Source organism: Nocardia abscessus, from assembly GCF_015477775.1.
Lineage (GTDB): Bacteria > Actinomycetota > Actinomycetes > Mycobacteriales > Mycobacteriaceae > Nocardia > Nocardia abscessus_A.
This window is the reverse complement of the sequence record NZ_JADLQO010000004.1, coordinates 455,078-479,900: the sequence shown is the minus strand read 5'-3', so window position 1 is coordinate 479,900 and position 24,823 is coordinate 455,078. Positions and strand designations below refer to the sequence as shown.

General features: G+C 70.0%; 13 protein-coding genes. 4 read left to right on the top strand and 9 right to left on the bottom strand.

The window, feature by feature from the left end:
* Nucleotides 1-50: 50 nt before the first annotated feature.
* The 7 genes from IU450_RS15150 to IU450_RS15120 all read right to left on the bottom strand — a co-directional run bounded on the left by IU450_RS15150 (nt 51) and on the right by IU450_RS15120 (nt 16,363).
* Nucleotides 51-4,199, bottom strand: coding sequence for a CHAT domain-containing protein (locus IU450_RS15150; protein ID WP_195150417.1), 4,149 nt, complete (start codon nt 4,197-4,199; stop codon nt 51-53).
* Nucleotides 4,200-4,777: 578 nt separating this feature from the next.
* Nucleotides 4,778-8,614, bottom strand: a complete 3,837-nt coding sequence (locus IU450_RS15145) for a multifunctional oxoglutarate decarboxylase/oxoglutarate dehydrogenase thiamine pyrophosphate-binding subunit/dihydrolipoyllysine-residue succinyltransferase subunit (protein WP_195150416.1) — start codon at nt 8,612-8,614, stop codon at nt 4,778-4,780.
* 106 nt (nt 8,615-8,720) lie between these two features.
* Nucleotides 8,721-12,590: an ABC transporter ATP-binding protein gene (locus IU450_RS15140; protein ID WP_416382870.1), complete on the bottom strand. Its 3,870-nt coding sequence runs from the start codon at nt 12,588-12,590 to the stop codon at nt 8,721-8,723.
* Nucleotides 12,591-12,641: 51 nt separating this feature from the next.
* The gene (locus IU450_RS15135; RefSeq protein WP_195150415.1) at nt 12,642-13,424 is read right to left on the bottom strand and encodes an ABC transporter permease; all 783 of its coding nucleotides are present in this window, start codon (nt 13,422-13,424) and stop codon (nt 12,642-12,644) included.
* Complete coding sequence (locus IU450_RS15130; RefSeq protein WP_195150414.1) at nt 13,421-14,407, bottom strand: ABC transporter ATP-binding protein; 987 nt, start codon at nt 14,405-14,407, stop codon at nt 13,421-13,423. Before IU450_RS15130 ends, IU450_RS15135 begins: the two co-directional genes overlap by 4 nt.
* Nucleotides 14,404-15,135 (bottom strand): hypothetical protein, encoded by a 732-nt coding sequence (locus IU450_RS15125; RefSeq protein WP_195150413.1) that lies wholly within the window; start codon nt 15,133-15,135, stop codon nt 14,404-14,406. The genes IU450_RS15130 and IU450_RS15125 overlap by 4 nt, the downstream gene beginning before the upstream one ends.
* 205 nt (nt 15,136-15,340) lie before the next feature.
* Nucleotides 15,341-16,363, bottom strand: a complete 1,023-nt coding sequence (locus tag IU450_RS15120; RefSeq protein WP_195150473.1) for a glutathione S-transferase family protein — start codon at nt 16,361-16,363, stop codon at nt 15,341-15,343.
* Nucleotides 16,364-16,404: 41 nt separating this feature from the next.
* Between IU450_RS15120 and IU450_RS15115 the strand changes: the two genes are divergently transcribed.
* Both IU450_RS15115 and IU450_RS15110 read left to right on the top strand, forming a co-directional pair.
* A complete protein-coding gene (locus tag IU450_RS15115; RefSeq protein WP_195150412.1) occupies nt 16,405-17,199 on the top strand; it encodes an enoyl-CoA hydratase/isomerase family protein in 795 nt (264 codons plus the stop codon).
* Between the two features lie 92 nt (nt 17,200-17,291).
* Nucleotides 17,292-18,551, top strand: coding sequence for a class I adenylate-forming enzyme family protein (locus IU450_RS15110; protein WP_195150411.1), 1,260 nt, complete (start codon nt 17,292-17,294; stop codon nt 18,549-18,551).
* A gap of 7 nt (nt 18,552-18,558) precedes the next feature.
* Here IU450_RS15110 and IU450_RS15105 read toward each other — a convergent pair whose 3' ends face one another.
* The gene (locus IU450_RS15105; protein ID WP_195150410.1) at nt 18,559-19,305 is read right to left on the bottom strand and encodes a tyrosine-protein phosphatase; all 747 of its coding nucleotides are present in this window, start codon (nt 19,303-19,305) and stop codon (nt 18,559-18,561) included.
* Nucleotides 19,306-19,717: 412 nt separating this feature from the next.
* On the opposite strand from IU450_RS15105, the gene IU450_RS15100 reads away from it, so the two are divergent.
* Both IU450_RS15100 and IU450_RS15095 read left to right on the top strand, forming a co-directional pair.
* The gene (locus IU450_RS15100; protein WP_228834554.1) at nt 19,718-20,200 is read left to right on the top strand and encodes a TetR family transcriptional regulator; all 483 of its coding nucleotides are present in this window, start codon (nt 19,718-19,720) and stop codon (nt 20,198-20,200) included.
* Between the two features lie 43 nt (nt 20,201-20,243).
* Nucleotides 20,244-21,422, top strand: coding sequence for an amino acid deaminase/aldolase (locus tag IU450_RS15095; protein ID WP_195150409.1), 1,179 nt, complete (start codon nt 20,244-20,246; stop codon nt 21,420-21,422).
* Here the strand turns inward: IU450_RS15095 and IU450_RS15090 are convergent.
* Nucleotides 21,392-24,778, bottom strand: coding sequence for an AAA domain-containing protein (locus IU450_RS15090; RefSeq protein ID WP_324197677.1), 3,387 nt, complete (start codon nt 24,776-24,778; stop codon nt 21,392-21,394). The two genes, IU450_RS15095 and IU450_RS15090, sit on opposite strands and share 31 nt — an antisense overlap.
* Nucleotides 24,779-24,823 lie beyond the last annotated feature (45 nt).

Sequence of the window (24,823 nt, the reverse complement as noted above, 5' to 3'; positions counted from 1 at the left end):
GCGGATCGCCAGGCCGTGGCTCAGCGAGCGGAGGTCCCTCAGCGGTCGTCTCATGCCCCGGCGTGCAGGTAGGCGGCCCAAAGCGACGGGGTGGCGGGAAGGGTATCGCGCACTTCGCGTATGGCCTGGTGCAGTGCGTGTGCGGAGTGCGTCACGTCCGGCCCGCTGTCGTGGTCGGTGGTGACCAGGGCGGCGTAGAACGCGTCGGCGATTCGGACGGCGATCTCGTCGTCGATGGTCCACAGCGTGCCGATGACGTGGGGGTAGCCGGCGAGTTGGAACGCCGAGGTGAGATGGATGGCTTCGTCGAGGAGTTCGGTATGGGTGGTGAGAGCTGTCTCGCAGGCCGACAGGTAAGCCAGTCGTGCGTGGTCGAGGTGGATCGAGGCGAGCGCGGCGACGGTGAGCGGGTCCGTCTCGTGGTCGTGCAGCAGCAGGTGGCTGCGGGACGGGTCGGCCGGATCGGTGGTGCCGTGGCAGGCGAAGTGCGCGATGGCGCAGTCGGCCAAGCCGTTCAGTACGTTGGCCCTGGTCGGAAGGGTTGTCGTGGGGCCGTGTTGCGCCGTGGTCGCCGCACAGGCGGAATCGGCCCGGGGGTCGGATTCCGGTTCGGTGAGCATGATCCCGGACGACAGGTGGGCAGCGACCGCCCGAACTTCATCCGGGACGTGGTGCAGGCGTCCCGCGACGCCCGGAGTGGTCGGCATCGCGACGATGAGGACCGGCCCGCGTGTAGGCGGCTCGGCGTTCGGTGCGCGGCGGCGCGCGTGGCGCAGGGCAGCGATGGTGGGGGTGTAGGAGGAGACAACCCGGTCCATCACGGCCCGACCGGTGGGGTCGGGTGGCGTGGTGTGATAGCCGGCCGCGTGGATGGGCAATAGACCCAGCAGACCGCCGGGTACCCACCACACCCGCGGGCCTGTCCGGTCCGAAGGGGACCGTTCGCGGTAATCCAGGGTATCCAGGACGGGTCCCGCGGCGTTGTCCCAGAGCCATTCCAGGATCCGGCTGAGCTGTCGTTGGGCGGCTAGCCGCTCCGGCCCGGTGCGGCCGTGACCAGCGATCTGCAAGGCTTCGTGGAAGGCGAGAACCTGGTCGATCACGGTCTGGAGCCGCAGGCCGGGCAACGGCAGGCAGGTTGTTCCGTCCGGGGTGAGCAGCAGCGCATCGCTGCGATATCGGCTGATGTTGAACACCACCACCGGGCCTTGGTCGGCTCGAGCGGTGAGTTCGTCCGCCGACGGCGGCAGGGCGAAGGATTCGAATCCGGGCTGCGCACGGATCCGCGCCAGCACGTCGTTCAACTCCCGTGCCGATCGCGCCCGGTCCGCTACCGGGTCGGCCGCCGTGTCCGGCACAGCGACGGCCTCGGGCGTCCGGTCGAGAAGGTTCCGCAATCGGACGAAGTCCGAGGCCAGATCCGGATGCTGGTCTGCGAGGTCGGTGATGTCGCTGCGCACCTGTAATGCTTGGCTCAACAGCACTCCCCGCCCCGCCTCCAGCAGCTGCAATGCCAGGATGGGCCGCTCATCCGGCGGTGTGGCCGGATCTTCCAGCGCCAGTGCGGCTGCGTCGGCGGCGATCCCGGCGTTCGCACCCAGAGCGTGCTGTTGATCCGGCCGCTCCAACTCGCGTGGCGCGACTTCGGGCAGCAATCGGATCGCCCGCCGCAGCAGTTCTGCCGCCCTGCCTGGCTCGGCCGCTGCGGTGAGCTCGGCGGCGGTACGAGCTGCCAGGATCCGGATCGACGGTGGCGCGATGTCCTGCTCCGCAGCGGCCTGCAGAGCCGTCGTCGCCTCGTCCCGATCGGCCGTCGCGCCCGTCTGCTCGTATCGGTCCTGCAGAGCGGCGGCGAAATTGATCTGCATGACGGCGTGGCCGGGGTGGTCGGCGGGGGTGGCCGCGACCGCCCGCCGACTCGTTCGGATCGCTTCGTCCAGATCGTCTGTCGTTCCCAACTGCTCGAACCGAATCAGCAAGGGGACCGCGAGATTGGACAACCGGTTGGCGCATTCGGGGTGGTCCGCGGGCGTGACGGCGACCGCCTGCCGACCCATTCGGATCGCCTCGTCCAGATCAGCGGCCACTTCCGTCCGTTCGAACCGCTTCCAGAGGGCAACCCCGAGATCGGACATCATCCCGACAAGAGCGGGGAGGTCGCGGGGGCTGACCTCCACGGCCCTCCGGAGGGTGACGATGGCCTCGTCCAGATCAGCGATGATTTCCGTCCGCTCGGACCGGCTCAGCAGGGCGGCCGCGAGTTCGGACAGAAGACTGGCAAGCTCGGGGTGCCCTGGGGGTGTGGCCTCGACCGCCTGACGACCCGTTCGGATCGCTTCGTCCAGATCGGCCATCACTCCGGTTTGCTGAAACCGAATCCGCAGCGGAACAGCGAGATTGGACAGGTGACGGGGCAGAAGGGGGTGGTCGGCCGGGGTGGCCGCCACCGCCCGTCGATTCACGCGGATCGCCTCGTGCAGATCGGTCGGCGCGCCCGTGCGGTCGAACCGCTTCCACAGTGCGACACCGAGATTGGACAGAATCGGGAGAAGATTCGAATGTTCGTGGGAAACGACGTCCAGGGCTTTGCGGAGGGTGACGATCGCCTCGTCGAGGTCGGTTGTCGACCCCGTCCGTAGAAATCGGGTCAGTACGGCGGCTCCGAGATTGGAGAGTGTGCCGGCCATGCCTGGGTGGTCAGTGGGCGTGGCGTCGACCGCTTCCCGGCCGAGCCGGATCACTTCGTCCAGATCGGCCATTTCGCCCGTCCGCTCGAACCGCCGCAGCAGGACGGTCCCGAGATTGGACAGCGAAACAGCGCGGTTGGGGTGGTCGGGCGGCCTGGCTGTCACCGCTTGCCGGCCGAGCCGGATCGCTTCGTCCAGATCGGCCAGGGGGCCGGTCCGCTCGAACCGCTTCAGTAGGGCGATCGCGAGATTGGCCAGGGTGCCGGCGAGGTCGGGATGATCCGTGGGCGTGGCGTCCGCGGCTTTCCGGAGGATGGTGATGGCCTCGTCCAGATCGGTCATTTCGCCCGTCCGCTCGAACCGCCTCAGTACGGTGACGCCGAGACTGGACAGCATGTTGCCGAGGTCGAGGCGGCCGGAGCCGGTTGCCGCCGCCTGCCGTCCGATCCGGATCGCCTCATCCAGATCGGACGGCGCTCCGGTCCATTCGAACCGCTGCATAAGGGCGATCCCGAGACAGGACAGCGAGACAGCTAGGTCGGAGTGGTCGGGGTCTATGTTCACGGCATTTCGGAGGGTGGCGATGGCCTCGTCCAGATCGGCCATCGAGCCGGTCCGCTCGAACCGCAGTTGCAGGGCGATCCCGAGGGTGGACATACCGTCGGGATGGTCCGGGGCCGAGGCCTCTACGGCCTGTCGAGCGATTCGGATCGCTTCCTCCAGATCGGCGAGCACCCCCGACCGCCTGAACCCGTCCACCAGGGCTCGGCAGAGGTTGGTAATCCTGTCGGCCCGCTCGGGGTGGTCCGGGGGCGTTTCCGCGACCGCCTGCCGACTCATTCGGATCGCCTCGTCCAGTTCGGCGGGCACCCCCGTCCGCTCGAACCCCATCCGCAGGGCGATCCCGAGATCGGACAGAACACGGGTACGTTCGGGGTGATCCGAGGTCGTGGCCTCTACCGCCAGGCGAGCTATTCGGATCGCCTCGTCCAGTTCCGCGGGCACCGTGGTCGACCTGTATTGATACCGCAGGGCGCGGCTGAGCGCGCTCAATCTTTCGGCGCGCTCGGGGTGGTCTGTGGGCGTGGCTTCTACCGCCCGCCGAATCGTTCGAGTCGTCTCTTCTAGATCGGACACTTCGCCCGTCCGCTCGAATCGGATCATGAGGGCTTTCGCAATGAAGAACAGCAGGAGGGCAACGTCGGGGTGATCAGGGGGCCTGGCATCCACCACCTGTCGAGCAAACCGGATCGCCTCGTTCAGGTCGGCCGACGCCCCGTTCAGCTCGAACCGAATCCAGAACGCTCCGCCGAGATTTTGCAGTATGCCGGCCAGCCCGGGGTGACCGGCGGGGACGGCGTCCACGGCTTCCCGGAGCGCGACGATGGCTTCGTCCAGATCGGTCGTCACCCCCGTCTCCTTGAATCGGCGATGAAGTGCGTCTCCGAGGCGGACCAGGTACAGCGCCCGCGCAGGGTGGTCGGCGGCGATGGAGGCCAACTTGCGTTGCATCAGTTTGATTTCGGCTGTGATGAAGGCGACGCCGATCTTCACACCTCATCACCCCCTGACACGAGCCCCATCGAGCCCCATCGAGCCCACGCTAACCACGTGCTCACCCCTGGCACAACGGTTTACGACGACACGATCACACGGGCACGCTCGCTTGCCACACCCGCACCCACTACCTCCACCCACCCGCCGCATGTACTGCACCGTGCGTTGGCCGCCCGCGTATCCGGTGGCGAAGACGGAACGCCGTTGCGGGGTAGTGGCATTGGATCATTCTCGGACGGCCTGGTCATAGGCATTCGGTATGGTCACGGATGTCGCTGACGTAGCGGTTCGACGAGGGGGCGCGGCAATGACCGATGGTGCTGACAGCCCAACGGGGTTGCGTTCGAAAATCTGCGTTCCCTATACAGGATTCGGTCAGCCGGCTGTCACCAGCATCAAGGAGTAGTGACGGCCGTGTTCGGAACTGGAAAGCTTCTGGCTGCGCTCGATAACACGGTCATGTTCCCAAACGAAAACGCCGGGCCGGATCACTCTGTCAGTAGAGCGATCCGGCCCGGCGTCAGGTCAGAGACCTAGCTGGTCGGTTCGAACGCCTCCGCGATGATCTCCGCCTGCTCCACCGCGTGGACCTTGCTCGACCCCGAGGACGGGGCCGACATGGCGCGGCGGGAGATGCGGCGGAGTTTGCCGAGGCGGGTGGGGAGGGTTTCGGGGAGGTTGAGGCCGAAGAAGGGCCAGGCGCCCTGGTTGGCCGGTTCCTCCTGGACCCACGCCAGGTCGGTGGCGTTGGGGTAGCCCTCCAGGGCCTCGTTCAAGCGGCGGACGGGCAGCGGGTAGAGCTGCTCGATACGCACGATGGCGACGTCTTCGCGCTTCTGCTTGGCCTTTTCGGCGGCCAGCTCGTAGTAGAGCTTGCCGCTGGTCATCAGGATGCGCTTGACCTTGCTGCGGTCGCCGATGCCCTGCTCGTAGGCGGGCTCGTCGAAGACCGAGCGGAACTTGCTCTCGGTGAAGTCCTTCAGGTCCGAGACCACGGCCTTGTTGCGCAGCATCGACTTCGGGGTGAAGACGATCAGCGGGCGGCGGATGCCGTCCAGTGCGTGGCGGCGCAGCAGGTGGAAGTAGTTGGCCGGGGTGGACGGCACCGCGACGGTCATCGAGCCCTCCGCGCACAGCTGGAGGAAGCGCTCGATGCGGCCGGAGGTGTGGTCCGGGCCCTGGCCCTCGTGGCCATGCGGCAGCAGCAGCACGACGTCGGAGAGCTGGCCCCACTTGGCCTCACCGGAGGAGATGAACTCGTCGATGATCGACTGCGCGCCGTTGACGAAGTCACCGAACTGCGCCTCCCACAACACGAGTGCGTTGGGGTTGCCCAGCGAGTAGCCGTATTCGAAGCCGACGGCGGCGAATTCGCTCAGCGCCGAGTCGTGCACCGCGAACCAGCCGGGGTTCTCGCTGCCGATGTTGTGCAGCGGGGTGTACTCCTCGGCGGTCTTGCGGTCGATGATCACCGCGTGCCGCTGGGTGAACGTGCCGCGGCGGGAGTCCTGACCGGTCAGGCGCACCGCGCGTCCCTCATCGATCAGCGTGCCGAACGCGAGCAGCTCGGCGAAGGCCCAGTCGACCTTGCCCTCGTAGGCCATTTCGCGGCGCTTCTCCAGCACCGGCTTGACGCGCGGGTGCACGTTGAAGCCGTCGGGCACGTGCAGGAACGCGTCGCCGATGCGCTGCAGGACAGCCTTGTCCACGGCCGTCGCGACGGTCGCGGGCACCGGCTGGTCGCCTTCGACCGACTCGCTCGGTCCCGGTGAGTATTTCTCCAGCTCACGGACCTCGTTGAACACCCGCTCCAGCTGGCCCTGGTAGTCGCGCAGCGCGTCCTCGGCCTCTTTCAGCGAGATGTCACCACGGCCGATCAGGCTCTCGGTGTAGGCCTTGCGCACCGAGCGCTTGGTGTCGATGACGTCGTACATGTACGGCTGTGTCATCGACGGGTCGTCGCCCTCGTTGTGGCCGCGACGGCGGTAGCAGATCATGTCGATCACGACGTCCTTGCGGAACTTCTGCCGGAAGTCGACCGCCAGACGCGCCACCCAGTCGCACGCCTCCGGGTCGTCGCCGTTGACGTGGAAGATCGGCGCGCCGATGAACTTCGCGATATCGGTGGAGTACTCGGTGGAGCGGCTGTTCTCCGGTGCGGTGGTGAAGCCGATCTGGTTGTTCACCACGATGTGGATCGTGCCGCCGACCCGGTAGCCGCGCAGGCCACCCAGGTTCAGCGTCTCGGCGACCACGCCCTGACCGGCGAACGCGGCGTCACCGTGCAGCATCAGCGGAACGACCGAGTAGCCCTCCGGCCCGTCGCCCTTGTCCAGCAGGTCCTGCTTGGCGCGGACCAGGCCCTCCAGGACCGGGTCGACCGCCTCCAGGTGCGAGGGGTTGGCGGTGAGCGAGACCTCGATCTCGTTGTCGCCGAACATCTGCAGGTACGTGCCCTGCGCGCCGAGGTGGTACTTCACGTCGCCGGAGCCGTGGGTGGCGGCCGGGTTCATGTTGCCCTCGAACTCGGTGAAGATCTTCGAGTACGGCTTGCCGACGATGTTGGCCAGCACGTTGAGCCTGCCGCGGTGCGGCATGCCGATGATGACCTCGTCGAGGCTGTGCTCGGCGCACTGGTCGATCACCGCGTCCATCATCGGGATGACGGCCTCGGCGCCCTCCAGCGAGAAGCGCTTCTGCCCGACGTACTTGGTCTGCAGGAAGGTCTCGAAGGCCTCCGCCGCGTTCAGCCGGTTCAGGATGTACTTCTGTTGCGCGACAGTCGGTTTCGCGTGCTTCTGCTCGACCCGCTCCTGGATCCAGTGCAGCTGCTCCGGGTCGAGGATGTGGGTGTACTCGACGCCGACGTGGCGGCAGTAGGCGTCGCGCAGGATCGACAGCACGTCGCGCAGCTTCATCTGCTCCTGGCCGTGGAAGCCCGCGATGTTGAAGGTGCGGTCCAGGTCCCACAGGGTCAGGCCGTGCTGGGTGACGTCCAGGTCCGGGTGGCTGCGGAACTTGTCCTTGACCAGCCGCAGCGGATCGGTGTCGGCCATCAGGTGACCGCGGTTGCGGTAGGCCGCGATCATCTCCAGCACGCGCGCGCTCTTGTCCACGCCGCGTTCGCGGATGTCCTTGCGCCAGCGGACCGGCTCGTAGGGCACGCCGAGGCCGTGGAAGATCTCGTCGAAGAAGTCGTCGGAGATCAGCAGTTGGTGGATGGTGCGCAGGAAGTCACCGGACTCCGCGCCCTGGATGATGCGGTGATCGTAGGTGGAGGTGAGCGTCATCAGCTTGCCGACGCCCAGTTCGGCGATGCGCTCGTCGCTCATGCCCTGGAACTCGGCGGGGTACTCCATCGCGCCGGCGCCGATGATCGCGCCCTGCCCGTTCATCAGGCGGGGGACCGAGTGCACGGTGCCGATGGTGCCCGGGTTGGTCAGCGAGATGGTGACGCCCGAGAAGTCCTCGGCGGTGAGCTTGCCGTCGCGTGCGCGGCGGACGATGTCCTCGTAGGCGGTGTGGAACTGCCCGAAGGTCATCGCCTCGCAGCCCTTGATGGCCGCGACGACCAGCGACCGGCTGCCGTCCTTGCCGGGCAGGTCGATGGCTAGACCGAGGTTGGTATGCGCGGGGGTGACCGCGTTCGGCTTGCCGTCGACCTCGGCGTAGTGCCGGTTCATGTTCGGAAAAGCCTTGACCGCCTGCACGATGGCGTAACCGAGCAGGTGGGTGAAGGAGATCTTCCCGCCCCTGGTGCGGGCGAGGTGGTTGTTGATGACCAAGCGGTTGTCGATCATCAGCTTGGCCGGGATGGCACGCACGCTGGTCGCGGTGGGGATGCTCAGCGAAGCAGCCATGTTCTTCGCCACCGCCGCGGCGGCGCCGCGCAGCACCTTGGACTCGTCGGTGGCGGTGTCGGCGGGCTTGGGGCCGGAGGTCGGTGCTGCGTTCGACGTCGGCGCCGGGGTGGTCTGCGGTGTGCGCGTGGTCGCCGCGGGCTTGGCGGCGGCCGGAGCAGGCTTGGCCGCTGCCGGGGCGGGCTTGGCCGCGCCCTGGGCGGGCGCTTTCGGGGCCGCGGCGGTGGTGGTGGGCTTCGTGGCGGCAGGCGCGGCGTCGTTGCGCTTGGCGGCAGCGGGCTGGGTGGCCGCTGGAGCCGGTGCAGGAGCGGCAGCCTGCGCGGGCGCGGAGGCGGGCTGGCTGTTGCCGGAGTCGCCACTCGCGTCAGGCGTGTAGTCGGCCAGGAACTCGTGCCAGCTTTCGTCGACCGAGGATGGATCTTGTTTGAACTTCTGATACATCTCGTCGACTAGCCACTGGTTCTGTCCGAACTGGGAAGTTGAGCTGCTCACAGCAGGTGTTCGCCTCATTTCGTTCTTCGCGCTGCGACGTTTGTGACGTGCCCGGCACGGGGATCAGCGGATTGCGCGCCGATGCGCCCTATCTGAGGATAGGCCCAGCAGCAAATCGGCGGATTCACTGACCACCCGACACCCCCGACCCTATTGGTGACGACCCGTCGTCTCCCGAGAATATTCCCTCGGACGGCAGCGCCGCTGCCCACAGCCGGGCATATGGCCCGCCCGCCGCGAGCAACTGCTCGTGAGAGCCGAATTCCACGATCCGCCCGTGATCGACCACGGCGATCCGGTCGGCGCGCGCGGCCGTGCCGAGCCGGTGCGCGACGATCACCGTGGTCCGGTCCCGGCTCAGCGATCGGCTCGCGGCCAGCACCGATGCCTCGGTGTCCGGGTCGAGCGTCGCGGTGGCCTCATCGAGCAGCAGCAAGTCCGGAGCGACCAGTTCCGCGCGGGCGAGCGCGATCAGCTGCCGCTGCCCGGCCGACAAGCCGCGGCCGCGCTCACCGACCGGCTGGCTCATCCCCAGCGGAAGGGCGGCGATCATGTCCGCCGCCCCCACGGCCGCGGCCGCCGCGGCGATCTCCGCGGGAGTCGCGAATGGTTTCCCGAATGCAATGTTGCTCGCCACGTCACCGGTGAACAGGTGAGCTTCTTGCGGGACGATGCCCAGCCGGGAGCGGTAGTCGGCGAGGCGGTAGTCGCGGATGTCGGCGCCGTCGACGCGGATCGCGCCGGGATCGCTCGCGATCAGGCGGGTGCCGTTCGTCGCCACGGCGGGTTCGGGCTCCCGCGTGGCCGGGACCGCGACCTCACCCGGTCTCGCCGGACGTGCGCCCGGATCGGGCGGCAGATCGTACAGCCGCGCGAGCAACTTGACGACGGTCGACTTGCCCGCGCCGGTGGGCCCGACCAGGGCCAGGGTGGAACCGGCCGGGATGCGCAGCGAGACACCGTCCAGCGCCGGAACGTGGCTGCCCGAGTAGTGGAAGCGGACGTCGTCGAATGCCACGTCGCCACGCAGCCCCTGGTCTATCGGCACCGGCTCGGCCGGATCGGCGGCGATCGAGGAGGGCGTGCGCAGCAGGTCCCCGATCCGGCGCAGGCCGACCCTGGCCTGCTGGTAGCTGTCGAAGACCTGGGACAGCTGCAGGATCGGCACGAACAGCAACTGGAGATACAGCACGAACGCGACCAGCGTCCCCGCGCTGGTCGCGCCGGTGGCGACCTCGCGCGCACCGAAGAACACCACCGCGGCCAACGCGACGTCCGCCCACCCGACGACGAACGCGAAGTACAGCGCGATCGCCCGCTGGGCCCGCAACCTGCTGTTGCGGTAGCGCTGGGAGTATTCGGCGAAGCGCCGGGCGGCGCGCGGCTCGTGCCGGTTGGCCTGCACCGCGCGCAAGCCCGTCACGTTCTCCTGGAAGTCGGCGTTGACCGCCGACACGTGCTCCCGCGAGACGGTGTACGCGGTGGAGGACACCCGCCGGAACAGCACTGTCGCGATCGCCAGGGCGGGCACCGTCGACAGCACGACCAGCGCCAGCGAGACGTCGATGACCAGCAACGCGACCGTGATGCCCGCCAGCGTCAGCAAGCCGACCAGGGTGGTGGCGACGCCGGTCTGCAGGAACGTCGACAGGGCGTCGACGTCGGTGGTCATCCGCGTCATGATCCGCCCGGACAGCTCGCGTTCGTAGTAGTCCAGCCCGAGCCGTTGCAGATGCGCGAAGCTGCGGATCCGCAGTCCGAACAGCACCCGTTCGCCCGTGCGCGCGGTGAGCAAGGTCGTGGCCGCGCCGACCGCCCAGCCCACGGCGGCCAGGATCGCGCCGAGCAGTGCCGCGCGGACCAGTGCCGCGGCGTTGTCGCCGAGCACCCCGCCGTCGATCGCGTACCGCACCAGCGGCGGGAACGCGAGCGCGATCGCCGCGTCCGCCGTCAGCAGCGCTATCACCGTCAGCACCAGCCCGCGAACGGGGCGCAGCATGCGGGCCAGCCGGAAGCGGGGGTCCGGCTCGCGCAGACCTTCCGCGTGCAGGCCCGGCTGCTCGGTGGCGGGCGGGAGGAGTTCGATGTTCCGGCGCAGCTCGGGGGTCTCGCTGATGTCGGCCGCCGCGCCCGCGAAGCGGCGGGCGGAACCGCTGACCGCTCGCTTGCTCGCGACCACCTCCGGCTCCGGAGCGAGGGGTGCGGCGGGAGCGGGCAACCGGATCACGCGGTCGGCGTGGGCGAGCGTCGACTCCCGATGCGCCAGGATCAGCGTGGTCCGGCCGCCGTCGCCGGGCAGCGCGTCGAAGATCGCCGCCTCGGTCACCGCGTCCACCGCGGAGGTGGCGTCGTCCAGCACCAGTACCCGCGGGCGCGACAGCAGCGCCCGCGCCAGCGCGATTCGCTGTCGCTGACCCCCGGAGAGGGTGAGGCCGCGCTCGCCGACCACCGTGTCGTAGCCGTCGGGCAGTTCGGCGATGAATTCGTCGGCGGCGGCCTGCACGGCCGCGCGGCGGATCTCCTCGTCGGTCGCGTCCGGCCGCCCGAGCGCGATATTGGCCGCGATCGTGTCGGAGAACAGGAAGGGGTCGTCGAAGACGACGCCGATGGCGGCGCGCAGGTCGGCGGCGCGCACGTCGGCGATGTCGACCTCGACGGTCTCGGCGGTGCGGGTCGCGGCGCGTGAGCTCGCGTGCGCGGCGCCGAACGCGTCGGCCGGGTCGTCACGCGGTGGGAGTCCGGTGGCGGGGACAGTGTCGGCGAACAGCCGGATACTGCCCGCGTCCGGCGCGTAGAACCGGGGCAGCAGCAGGGCGAGCGTGGACTTGCCCGACCCCGCGGGGCCGATGACGGCCACCGTCTCGCCGGGCCGCACGCGCAGGTCCAGTTCGCGCAGCACGGGCTGGTCGGGATCGAAGCCGAAGGTGAGCGCATCGATCTCGATGCCGAGCGGTCCGTCCGGCAGTTCGACCGGACGATCGGGGTCGGCGACGACCGGCGCGGTGTCGATCACCTGGAACACGCGCTCGGCCGCCGCTCGGGTCAGCTGCGCCATGACGATCACCGAGGAGAGGATGCGCGCGGTACCGGTCATGACGGCGACGTAGGCGGCGAACGCGACGAAGGTGCCGATGCCGATGCTGCCGTGCAGGGCGAGCAGCCCGCCGAGCGCGATGACCGCGACCATGCCGACCTGCGGAATCGTCGAGACGGTCGGCGCGAACCCGGCGTCGATCCGGGCGGCGCGCATCCGCTCGGCGAACAGCTTGCGACCGTGCCGCTCCAGCAGATCGACCATCCGCGCTTCCTGGCCGAAGCCTTTGACCACCCGCACACCGGTGACCGTCTCCTCGACGTGCTGGGCCAGATCGGCGGCGCGCTGCTGCGCGGACCAGGTCGCCGCGTGCAGGCGCGGTCGCATGCGGTAGACCACCAGGCCGATCGCGGGCACCACCAGCAGCGCCACAGCGGCCAGCGGCGGTGAGAGCCAGATCATCACCCCGGCGGCGAGACCGAATTCCAGCAGTGCCATACCCGACAGCGGCACCATCGCCATCAGGCCCTGGACCAGCTGGAGATCGGTGATCGAGCGCGACACCACCTGCCCGGTGCGCAGGGTGTCCTGTCCGACGCCGTCCAGCCGCTGCAGTGAGCCGAGCAGATTCACCCGCAGCGCGTGCTGCACGTCCAGGGAGAGCCGTCCGGCCAGCCAGCGCCGCCCGAATCCGGCCGCGGACCGGCTCACCGCCAGCACCAGGATCAGCGCCGCGACGGCGCTGATCGTTCTCGTGTCACCGATACCCGCCGCGTCGATGGCCCGTTTGGTCAGCAGGGGCCCCGCGGTCTCGACGATCGCCCCGCCGAGCACCGCCGCGGAGAGGCCGGCCAGCACCGCGCGGTGCGGTAGGCACTCGGCCCACAGCCTGCGCATCCACCCCGGTCTTCGTCCCCCGTCCACGCCCGCCGGCCCCCTTCGTCGCACCGTGTTCGCCATCGACGGTACCGACACCGGCCGACATCTCGTTGTTCCCGGTCCGTCCTCGGATCACAGATCGCGGGTGCGCAGGCTCCACCAGCTCGCCGCACCCAGGCCGATGGTCCACAGCAGCAGCACCACGACGGCGACGGGGGTGGGCGCGAGCAGATCGCTGTCGGGGTAGGAGCCGACGGCGACGGCGCCGACGCTGGCGGAGACGGGCAGCAGGGTGACCACGCCCGGGATGCCGAGGCCGCGCGCGATCAGCCAGAGCAAGGGTTCCGCGAGCACGATCCAGCCGAGCAGCAGCGTCACCGCCCTGGTCGAGGACCGCAGGAGGATGCCCGCGCTCGCGCCGATCAGCGACCAGCAGACCGCGGCGAGCAGTCCGCCGCCCAGCACCGCGAACAACTCCCCGGTGACGGAGACCTTGCCGCGACCGACGCCGAACAGCGCGCCGATCGACACCAATTCCACCGCTACCGCCGCCGCCAGCGCGGAGCATCCGATGACCAGGAACTTCGCGGCGGCGAGCCGGTCGCGGTCGGCGGTGAACAGCGCGGTCACGGCCATGCTGTGATACCGGTACTCCGCGCCGCTGCCCACCGCGCCGAAAACCGCGGCCGCCAGCGCGACCAGTGCGAGGCCGACGTAGAGCCCGATCGTCGCCGCGCCGGTGGCGGGCTGCCCGCGCGGATCCGGCGGTCCGGCCAGGCTCGCCGACGCGAGGCTCGCGAACAGCGCCACGGCGACCAGCGCACCGGCGAGCGCCCGGACGCGTGGCAGAGTGACGATCTTGCGGACCTCGGAGTCGACGTTCGGCACCAGGTCCGCGGGCAGGATGGCGATCATCGTGGAATCCCGTAGGGCGTCGGCGTTGGCGGGGGGCCGGGCGCGGCGAGGCCCGGATAGGGCGGCGCGGGCGCGGCGCTGGGTTTGGTCAGCGACGCGAGCACCCGGTCGGGGTGGATCGGGTCGGGGACGATGCTGTCGATCCGCACCTGAGCCGCGGTGGCCGCGGCTCTGATCTGCGCTTCGCTCGCTTCGGCGACGGCCAGACGGCCGTCGGGCCGGATCACCGCGTCGGTGAATCCCTCTGCCGCGAGCATGGTGGCCAGTGCGATCGGGGTGGACGCCGCGACGACCAGCCGGTCCGGATGCCCGCGCCGCAATCGCGCGGGGGTGCCCTGATAGGCCACCATGCCCTCGTGCAGCACGATCAGCTGGTCCGCGCCCGGCAGGACAGCGCCGAGGCTTTCGCTGGTCAGCAGGGCACTACCGCCGCGACGGGCGTGCTTGCGCAGGAAATCGTGCAGCCAGCCGCGTTCGGCCGCGTCGAGCCCGTCCATCGGCTCATCGAGCACCAGCAGCGGCGGATCGCCGAGCAGCGCGGTGGCCAGGGCCAGCCTCGTCTGCTGTCCGATCGACAGGGCGCGGATCTTCGTCGTGGCCTGTTCGTCCAGACCGACGAGCTCGAGCACCTCGGCCACCCGGCTGTCGGCGACGCCCGCCGCGGCGGCGTAGATCCACAGGTGGTCTCGCGCCGTGCGCGCCGGATGCAACCCGCGGGGCGCGAGCACGCCGCCGATCGCGTCCGCGGAGCCGACGCCCTCTCGCCGGGAACCGGGGCCGCCGACGGACGCGGAGCCGGAGGTGGGGGCGAGCAGACCGAGCAGCACCCGCAGGATCGTGGTCTTGCCCGCACCGCGCGGACCCACCAGCGCGGCGACGGCGCCGGAGGGCACGGTGAAGCTGACGTCCGTCACGGCGGTCGCCAGGTCGTACCGCTTGGTCAGTCCCCGGACCGCGAACGCGACCGGCCGCGCCCCGCTCATCGTGGCGTGGCCGGAGGTTGCGGCTTCGCCGGGTCGATCGCGGTGAGCGGATCGGCGTCGATGACCAGGTTTCGGTCGACGGGCCAGGTGCGCGGCGGCGGCCCGAAGGCCTTGCGCGCGTTGGTGATCGTGGCCTTGCCCAGCGCGCGGTTGCCCGCCCCGCCGATCACGGCGCCGATGCCCGCGGGCAGCACTTTGCCTGCCATCAGCGCGGCGCGCTTGGTGATGAACCGGATGATGAACCGCTTCAACAGCGAATCGTTCATGCGCGACAGCCCGGGAATTCGGCTGGCGAAGGCCGTGCCCCAGTTCTTCGCCGAGGTGCCGACGCTCTTCTGGACGATCTGCATGCCGCTCTCGCCCAGCACGACGGCCAGCACCAGCGCCCTGCGCTGCTCCTGGTCCTCCGGCGCGATGCCGTGCACCGAGGCGACCGCCAGGGTGAACACCGCCGAAGCCTCCATGAAGAAGGTGGTCTCGGCACTCACCGCGGCGATGGCCGCGACGGTGCCGACGCCGGGGAAGGCGGCGGTCGCGCCGACCGCGCTGCCGCTGCCGGTCACCGCGAGCAGGTACTGCTTCTCCAACCGTTCGATGATCTGCGCGGGACTCTCGTCCGGGTGGGAGCGGCGGATTCGGTCCACGTACTTGGCGACCGCGGGGGCCTGCAGGCGGGACCCGGTGTCGAGCAGTTCGACCACCGTCTTCTCGAACGCGCCTTTGAGCATCGGCGGCATCCTCCTCTTCCGGTCTGCTGAGTAGAACTGTATGGCACCGGTTGCCGTCAGCTCGTCATGACAACGAAGTACCCAGGCGGATCGGTTCCACCGGCGGCCGCCTGCTTTCGACCGGATGGATGTCGTCCGGCTGCGTTCGTTACGCCGCTGCCTCGCCTTCGCCCGGCCCGGCGCGGTCTCCGTCGGACTTCGTCCGTTACGCGGGTGCGTGGATCGCGGGCACGCGTTCGGCCAGCGCCGGAGGGGGCGGCGGGGTTCCGTCGCCGAAGGGACTGCCGCCGAGGGCCTCTCGGCCGTGCGGGGTCAGCCAGTTCGCCAGATCCGGGCCCTTGGGGATGATTCCCGTCGGGTTGATGTCCGTGTGCACGACGTAGTAGTGCCTCTTGATCTGCTCGAAGTCGATCGTGTCGCCGAAGCCGGGGGTCTGGTACAGATCGCGCGCGTACGCCCACAGCACCGGCATCTCGGCGAGCTTGGACCGGTTGCACTTGAAGTGCCCGTGGTACACGGCGTCGAAGCGGACCAGCGTGGTGAACAGCCGCACGTCCGCCTCGGTGATCGTGTCGCCGACCAGATAGCGTTGTCCGGCAAGGCGTTCCGACAGCCAGTCCAGCCGGTGGAAGAGCCGGTCGTAGGCGGCGTCGTAGGCGTCCTGCGCCCCGGCGAACCCGCAACGGTAGACGCCGTTGTTGACGTCGCGGAACACCGCGAGGCTCACCTCGTCGATCTCCGCGCGCAGCGGTTCGGGATACAACTGCGGTGCGCCGGGCCGGTGGTGCTCGGTCCACTCGGTGGAGAAGTCGAGCGTGATCTGCGCGTAGTCGTTGGTGACGACCTGCCCGGTCGGCACGTCCACGACGGCGGGCACCGTGATGCCGCGCGGGTAGTCCGGGAACCGGGCCAGGTAGGCGTCGCGCAGCCGCGGAATGCCGAGTACCGGGTCGACGCCGCCGGGATCCAGATCGAAGGTCCAGCTGAGTTTGTCGTGCGTGGGCCCGCACAGGCCGAGCGAGAGCACCGGCTCGAGCCCGAGCAGACGGCGCACGATCAGCGTTCGGTTGGCCCACGGGCAGGCGCGAGCCGCGACGAGCCGGTAGCGCCCCGGCTCGACGGGGTAGCCGTCGCGGCCGTCGGCCGTGATCCGGGTGGTGATGTAGTTCGTGTCCCTCTTGAACTCGCCGGGCTCGACGTAGGAACCGCTTTCACTGGCCGACTTGATCACGTCCACAGTCTTCCAGATCGACCTCGTACGCTGACCGGATGAGTGAAACGAAGGCGACCCGGCTGGAACGAGACTTCACCGACGGTGGCGCGGAGGTCGCGACCCTCACGCTCGCCCATCCGCCGCTCAATCTCTTCGATCGGGCCATGCTGGACGCGCTGATCGCCGATATCGCCGACCTGTCGGCGCGGCCGCCGCGGGCGGTGCTGCTGCGCGCCGAGGGCAAGGTGGTGTCCGGCGGCGTGGACGTGCACGTCTTCGACGGTTTGTCCCCGGAGCAGGGCGCCGAGTTGTGGCGCACCCTGTTCGCGCAGATCATCCATCCGCTGGAGGCGCTGCCGTGCCCGGTGGTGTTCGCCGCGCACGGATTGACCCTGACCGCGGCCTTCGAGATCGCGCTCGCCTGCGACATCCTCCTGGCGGCGCCGAAGGCGAAGTTCGGACTGGTGGAGATCGTGGTCGGGCTGACCCCGTCGATGGGCGGTCCGCAGCGCCTCGCCGAGCGCGCGGGTTCGGGCCGGGCCCGCGAGTTCGTGATGACCGGCGACCTCTACGACGCGGCGACCATGGCCGAGTGGGGCGTGGTGAACGCCGTGCACGAGGACCTCGACGCCGCCGCGCGGGCCCTGACCCACCGGCTGGCCGGGGGCCCGACGAAGGCGAACGCGGCGACCAAGAAGATCATCGAGGCCTGGCGTTCCGGCGGTGTGGCACACGCGGATTCGGTGACGCCGGAGGTGTCCGGAATGCTGTTCGACACCGAGGACCTGAAGGGCGGCGTGCGCAGTTTCCTCGAGCAGGGGCCGGGGAAGGCTCGCTACACCGGGCGGTGACAGCTAGGACACGTTCATCGCCTATCGCAGCGAAGTTGTGACATGCGTCATATAGTCGCAGTGCCTGATACCTCGAGGCACGCGGAGGACGAATGTCGCAGTTGCTCGTCGAATATCCCCTCACCGGCCCACACGCCTGGGACAACCCGCTAGCCCGGGGCGTCGACGGGGTGCTGCGCTACGGAAACCTCACACCCGCGCTGACCGAACTCCTGGATCTGCAAGTGCACGCGTTCGCCACTCGCGAAGCCGTGGTCGAAGTCGGCGGCCCGCGCCTGACCTACCGCGAGCTGTGGCACTCCGCCTCCCGGATCGCGGGCGGCTTGCAGGAGCACGGCATCGGATACGGCGACCGGATCGCGATCCGCACGCCCGCGGGCGTGCGCTGGGTGCAGGCCTTCCTCGGCGCCTTGCTCAGCGGCGCGGTACCGGTGCTGGTGCCCGACGGGCTGCCCGAGGCGATGGCCGAGCGCGTGATCGCCGATAGCCGTGCCGATTTCGTGCTCGGACGCAAGGGCTCCGAGAGCGAGTTCCCGGACGGCGCCGCCTACATCGATGACGGTGCGTCGCTCGGCGACTTGGCGCTGCTGTGCTACACCAGCGGGGCCTGCACGCCCAAGGGCGTGGAGCTGACCAACGAGAATCTGCTGTCCGCAGTGCGCTCGGTGGTCGCGGCGCTGGATCTGCCCACCGACGGCCTGCGCAACCTGGTGCTGCTGCCGTTGGCGCACGCCAGTGGCTGTGTGGACCAGCTGTTGCCGACCTTCGCCGTCGGCGGCACCGTCGTGCTCGCCCGGGACGCGCGCGGTCTGGCCGAAGCCATCACCGCCGAGCGGGTCGACATGGTCTCCGCGACGCCGCGCATCTTCGCGGGCCTGCTGCCCGAACTGGCGGATCTGCGCGCCGAGGGACTGTGCACCGATGGCATCGCGCGGATCAGCAAAGCCGGTCATCGTGCCGAACGGGCCGCGTCCGCGTTCGCTCCGGTCGACCTCACCACCGAGCTGCGCGGCGTGTTTCCCGAGGCGCGGCAGTGGTCGGTGTGGGGCGCGACCGAGACCAGCGGCATCGGCCTCGCGGTGGACGACGCCGAGCAGGACGCCGACCCGGCCGACGCGGCCGCGGTGCTCGGATTCCCGTTCGGCGGTACGGAATTGGCGCTCTGGGGTCCCAAGGCGAAGGCGGGGCGCGGCGAACTGCTGTGCCGCGGGCCGAACATCACGCCGCGCTATTGGAACGACCCCACCACGACGGCGGCGCGGTTCACCGGAACCTGGTTCCACACCGGCGATCAGGTGACCATCGACGCCGACGGCTTGGTGCGCAGGGGAGCGGCGGCGCCGGTCGAGTGAGCCGGTCTCACTCGAGCATGCGCTCGCGCAGCCGCGCGAGCAGTTCCGGCGTCAGCCCGGCGGTCGCGAGATAACCGTGCAGGCCGCCGTGCAGCTCGCGCATCGACGCGGTGGCGATGTCGAGGTACTCCTCGCGCACGCCGAGCAGGTCGACCGAGACTTCCTCGCCGGCGAGCAGTTTCGTCGTCATGACGGCGCGCAGCGCGGGGATGGCCCCGTTGCTGAGCAGGTAGTCGGCCTGCACGTCGTCCTCGGTGACGCCGACCGCGCGCAGCAGGGTCGCGACGGCCCAGCCGGTGCGGTCCTTGCCCGCCGCGCAGTGCACCAGCACGGCGCCGTCTCCGCGCACGATGGACTCGGCGAGGGAGACGATGGCGGCATGCGCCTCGGGTAGTGCCGGGAACATCCGGTAGACCTCGAGCATGTGCGTGTAGGCGGTCCGCGCGGTCGCCTCGTGCGGCGGCGCCTCGGCCATCCGCGAGTCGAACGGCGTGACGGTCAGCCGGACGCCGGAGGGGAGCAGGTCGGCGCCCATGTGGTCGATCTCGCGCTGTCCGCGCAGGTCGTGCACATCGCTGACGCCCAGTTCGCGCAGCGCGGCGTGGCCGGTCTCGTCGAGTCCGCTCAGCTGGGCCGAGCGCAGCAGGACGCCGGGGCGGACCTTGGCGCCGTCGTCGGTGCGCAGCCCGCCGGTGTCTCGGAAGTTGAACGTGCCGGAGAGGAAGTACTGGTCGGCGGGGGGCGAGAGAGTCACCGATCCAGGCTATCCGCATCGCGGAACGAAAAGGTGTCGGTTGCGGATCGGACCCCACACGATAAGCTGACCGTTTTGGGTGGTTTCGATGTGGGATGCGCCACAGAATTTGGGATGCCAGCTCCTCGAACCGTACCGTTGTCAACGGTCTGCCGAGTAGTAGGGTGGCCCGAGATCCACCGTCATAGCGGGATTTCCGGGCGACACGGCGGGATCGCATCCCGGTCCCGGTTGGGTAACAAAACATTCTTTCAGTCTGGAATTACCCATCGAACCCATTCTCAAACCCCGAAAACGCTCTACCATTGATGAACGTTGGACCGGGCAGCCCAGGTGTTTCCCGATGTTGCCCGCCCTGTTCAGCGAGTCGCGCCGCGGAGGTGCGCGAGTTCTTTCGCCGAGGGAGTCGTCGTTGAGCGCACGTGGAGAAGTGATAACAGAAATCCGGCTACGACCCGCCGTCACCGACGCGGTGGAAGCTGCGGCCGCCACGCTCGACTACACGGGCCTGCGCGCGCTGCGGGTACTGCTGCACGCGGGGGTCAGTGCGTACTGGCCGCTGGTCAAAGCCACTCCGGATAGACAGATCAAGTCGTACGAGATGACCTTGCAGGCCCTGCGCGCCCGCTGGCATGCCAGGGGCGATTGCTTTCCGGATCCGATCGCGACGGAGTTCTATCGCGAGAAGGACGCGGAGGTCACCGCGTTCCTGAAGCTGTGTGCCGAACTGTCGGACACGCAGTGGCTGGAGCCGGTGGAGGCGATCGCCTGCAACGTCGTCTCGATCGTGCAGGGCACGGTGCTGCGCTGGCTGGCCGATTGCAATGACGAGACCATGCTGGTGGTGCTCGACGAGATGGTCAGCGGACTTGCCGCCAAGGCCGTGGAGATCTGACAAATACTGGACGTTTGACCAACTTGGTGGTTGAGTTGTCCTGGTGACCGAGACGTCGCCGATCGCGGGGCTGCACGCGGCCACCGCCGAACTGGACCCACCCCTGGCCGCCCTCGACCTGCCCACCCTGCGTACGAACGCCGCCGATCTGCTGCGCCGCGCTGGTGGCACGCCGGTGCGGGTGGCCAGCAAATCCGTGCGCTGCCGCGCCGTTCTCGCCGAAGTCCTCGGCCCCGACCTCACCGCCGCGGACGGCTTCGCGGGCATCATGTCCTACTCCCTGCGCGAAGCGCTCTGGCTCGTGCGCCACGGCGCGCGTGATGTCCTGCTCGGTTACCCGAGCGTGGACCGCGCGGCGCTGGCCGAACTGGCGGCCGACGACCTCCTGCTGCGCTCGATCACGCTGATGATCGATGATGCCGCGCAACTCGACCTGATCCGCGTCGCCGTCGGCACCGACCGGGTGCGGCCGCGCGTCTGCCTGGACGTGGACGCCTCCCTGCGGATCGGCCCGCTGCACCTCGGTGTGCGCCGCTCTCCCGTGCGCACGCCGGAGCAGGCGGCCACCCTGGCGGGCGAGGCGCTGCGCCAGGGATTCGACGTGGTGGGCGTGATGACCTACGAGGCGCAGATCGCGGGGCTGCCGGACTCGAATGTCGCGGTGCGGCTGGTGAAGCGGGCTTCAGCGGCGGAAATCCGCAAGCGCCGGGCCGACGTGCTCGACGCGGTCCGCTCGGTGACCGGCGGCCTCGAGATCGTCAACAGCGGCGGCAGCGGCTCCATCGAGGTCAGCGTGGCCGATCCGGACGTCACCGAGGTGACCGCCGGGTCCGGGCTGTACGTGCCGACGCTGTTCGACGACTACCGGTCGTTCACCCCGCGACCCGCGCTGTATTTCGCGATGCCGGTGCTGCGGCGGCCCACGCCCGATATCGCCACCGTCTTCGCGGGCGGCTACGTCGCCTCCGGCCCCGCCGGGGCGTCGCGGATACCCAAACCGGTGTGGCCGCGCAAGTTGAAGCTGCTCGGCACCGAGGGAGCGGGCGAAGTGCAGACCCCGCTGTCGGGCGCCGCGGAACTCCGGATCGGCGACCGGGTGTGGTTCCGGCACGCGAAGGCCGGTGAACTGTGCGAGCGCTTCGACACGGTGCAACTGGTCGAGGCGGACGGCTCCCGCGTCGCCGTCCCGACCTATCGCGGCGAGGGCGTCTGCTTCGGCTGACCCGCGGCGGCCAGTCGCAGGAACGCACCTAGATCGGCGAGTTCGTCAGCGGTGGCGGGCAGGTACTCGGTGAGCAGCGGTGAGCGGATGACCACCGCCTTCCACATGGCGCGGCACAGCGCGTGGATCAGACCGCGCGACAGCAGCGACGGCATGCCGTAGGGAGCGTCGGCGGGACTGGAGGTGGTCATGGACAGCAGGACCACCGCCGCCTCCCGGCCGCGGAATCGATCCGGCGTGCCGACCAGGACGTCTTCGATCTTCGCGCGGGCCAGCAGGGTCCGGATGCGCCCGACCTGAGCGGCGTACGGCGCGACCACGAAGATGTCGTGCGGATGCAGTCTGCGGGTGGTCGCGCCGATCGTCCAGGACATGCCGAGCAGCGCGCGGACCCGGCGCACCACTTCCCGCGCCTCCGCCGGTGACTCGGTGGCGTTGCCGTAGTGCTCCACCAGGACGGTGTCCACGCCGGGCTCCTCGCCGTCCAGACGCCGCGCCAGGGTGACCGTTTCGTTGGCGCGCAGGCGGCCGTCGTAGTACAGGCGCGAGACGGGTTCGCAGACGGCGGGATGCATCCGCCAGGTGCGGTCCAGGAAGTAGCCGCGTTCGGCAGGCAACGTCTGGCGTCCCTCGGCCAGCCAGCCGAGCGCCGACTCGCCGACCGGGGCCGGATGCACGCCGCGGGCGGTCGACGGCACCGGATCGCCGAGCAGCAGCAGGTTGCGTGCGCACGCCGCGACGGCCACGGTCTCGGCCAGCGGGAAGCGGCCCGCGTCGGCGATGACGAGCAGGTCGAGGCCCCCGCGTGGCACCAGATCCTCGTTCGCGAAGTCGGCCGGTGCGCCGCCGAGGACGCACCCGCTGATCGCGCTGTCCAGGAACCGCGGATAGCGGGCGGCGTCGATCACGACCCACTCCGGGGCGACCGTCGCCGCGTCCTTCTTGGCGACCAGTTCGGGCAGCACGCCTGCGCGCACGATCGCGTCGAGCAGGTTCTCCACGATCGAAGGGTCTTGGGCCACAATGCCGATCCGCCACTTGTTCCGCGTGATCAGCCGCTCCAGCACCCGCGCGGCGGTCGCGGTCTTCCCGGTGCCCGATGGCCCCTGCACCGCGACATAGGACTGGTCGATGGCGCACAGCGCGGCGGTGATCGCAGCGGCGTAGTCGCCGTGCACCTCGGGCAACCGGGCGTCGCCGGGCAGCCGGGGCGGACGGCGCGCGAGGAGGTCGAAGACGGCTGTGCGCGGTGTGCCCGGCAAGGTCATCAGCAATTGCTGCGCCGCGAGTTCGATTGCCAGTTCGGCGTTCTCGTCCCATGCCGGAAGGCCCGGCGCGATCGCGGACGGCAGTTCGTCGTAGGGCTCGCAGCCCTCGGGCAGCAGTTCCTCCAGCCGGACGGTGTCGTCGAATTCGGCGTCCACCGAGCAGCCGAGCACCGTCGCCGTCGCGATGGCCCGCCGGCCCGCGCCGGTGACCATCCCGGCCATCGGCTGGTCGTAGAAGGTGTAGACGGTGGTACCGGGAGTGAGCGCGCTCGATCCCGGGGAGCTGCCCGCACCGGTTCCGATCCGGCCGGTCAGGGTCAGGTAGCGGCGCATCGTCGGGCGGTCTGGGCGACGATGCCACTTGGTGTCGACGGTGCCCCAGTCGGCGACCAGAACTCCCGGCGCGTCGGCCCATTCCTCCACCGGATGGTTGAGCCGGTCGGCATGCGCCCACCACAGCGGCTGTCGCTCGCGCCGGTGATAGCCGAGCGCCGCGGCCGTCAGCGCGGCCGGGTGCAGCGGATCGCCTTGCGCGGCGGCGTATTCCGTGAGCGCGGCCTCCAGCGACGACGGCCGGGACGACGGCACCGGTCGCGACTCGCCGGGGACCGCCGCGGCACACCACGCGTCCGGCCGCTCCGGCGTCCCGGCGCGCGTGGCGACGCGCTGCTCGGCGGCGCGGTCGAGCAGCCAATCGCGCAGTCGCAGCACGGTGTGGCAATCGCGTTCGGCGGCGGGCGCGTCCGTCGTGGCGGGAAGCAGCCGCCGCAGTCCGCTCAGGCGGTAGGACGACTCGCCGACCAGCAGCGCGCCGCGGACGATCGGATACAGGTCGACCAGAACGCCCCCGCACAGCAACTCGTCCACGAGTTCCTCGTTGACGCCGTGCCGTCCGGTGCAGCGCAGCAACGCCGTGCGCACCGCGGAGGAGTAGTGGTAGACGTGCAGGTCGGGATAGATCCGCCGGCGCTGAGTGAGATAGTCCAGCACCTGCTCGAGCACGCGGCGTTCGCCGGGCGCGGCACGGCCGGGTTCGGTCGAGCCGACCGGCCCGGTCAGCGACAGGTGCACCGTGTCCGGACCGCCGACCTCGATGGTGAGCGGGGTGCGCCCGCCGCCCGCGATGGTCAGCGAGAGATCGCCGGGCGAGGGCGCGGGCAGCGCCGCGAGCACGGCCGCGTCGAGCAGCGCGTGCGTGCGCTCGCCGGAAACTTCGCGCCGCAGCTGGATTTCCGCTTGGCGGCGCAGCGCGGAGACAGTGCGCGGCGGCACACCGGGCACCGCGCTCTCGGTGGCGGCCAGCCGATCGATGGTGTGTACACCGGCCTCGCGCAGCCGGGCCCGAGTCGCGGGTGGCATTCCGGCCACGAGCAGCAGGTCCCGCGCGGCGGACAGAGCCTCGGTGCAGGTAGGGCAGCGGCCGCAGGCCAGATAGCGCGGATCGCCCCACTGCACCGGCAGCAGTTCGCCCAGCTTCTCCTCCACGATGCGCTCCACCCGGCGCCTGCGCGCCCGATACAGCGGAAGCAGTGCGCTGAGGGCCTGTGCGGTGGTCTCCTCCCCGGGATGCAGCCGGACCAGCGGCGCGGTGAGCGCGCCCGAGCGGTCGAGCGCGTCGGCGCAGGCGGCGAGTCCGAGTGCGGCGCCCACTCGGTCGGCGGTGGTGGCCGCGATGCCGTGCACGGTGTAGCGGACCCGATGTTCCGCGCGCACCAGGAAGTCGGCGGAGCAATGGAATCGGCCGTCGAAGAAGGTCGCGTCGTGCACGACGTGCGCGCCGGAGCGCAATGCGGCGACCGTGTCGGAGTGCGCGGCCGTCAGTGCCGTGACATGCCGCCGCGGATCGCCCGGTTCGTCGGGTGGGCGGTCGATCTCGACCACCGCGCCGCCGAACCGCGTGCGGTAGTCGTCGAGAAGGCGTTGGCGGACATCGTGGGTTCCGGGTGCGGGCTCGGACCCCGGTGCGGTGCTTCCGAGTTCGGCCGGGATGGTGCCCAGTTCGGCGTCGAGGCCGCGCAACAGCGCGAACTCGCAGTGCGCCGCGCGGACGAGGTCGACGGTGCTGCAGACGACACGATCACCGAACACGAACAAACGCGGCCCTCCTGTGTCTTCGCGGGACACCCGCTGCCG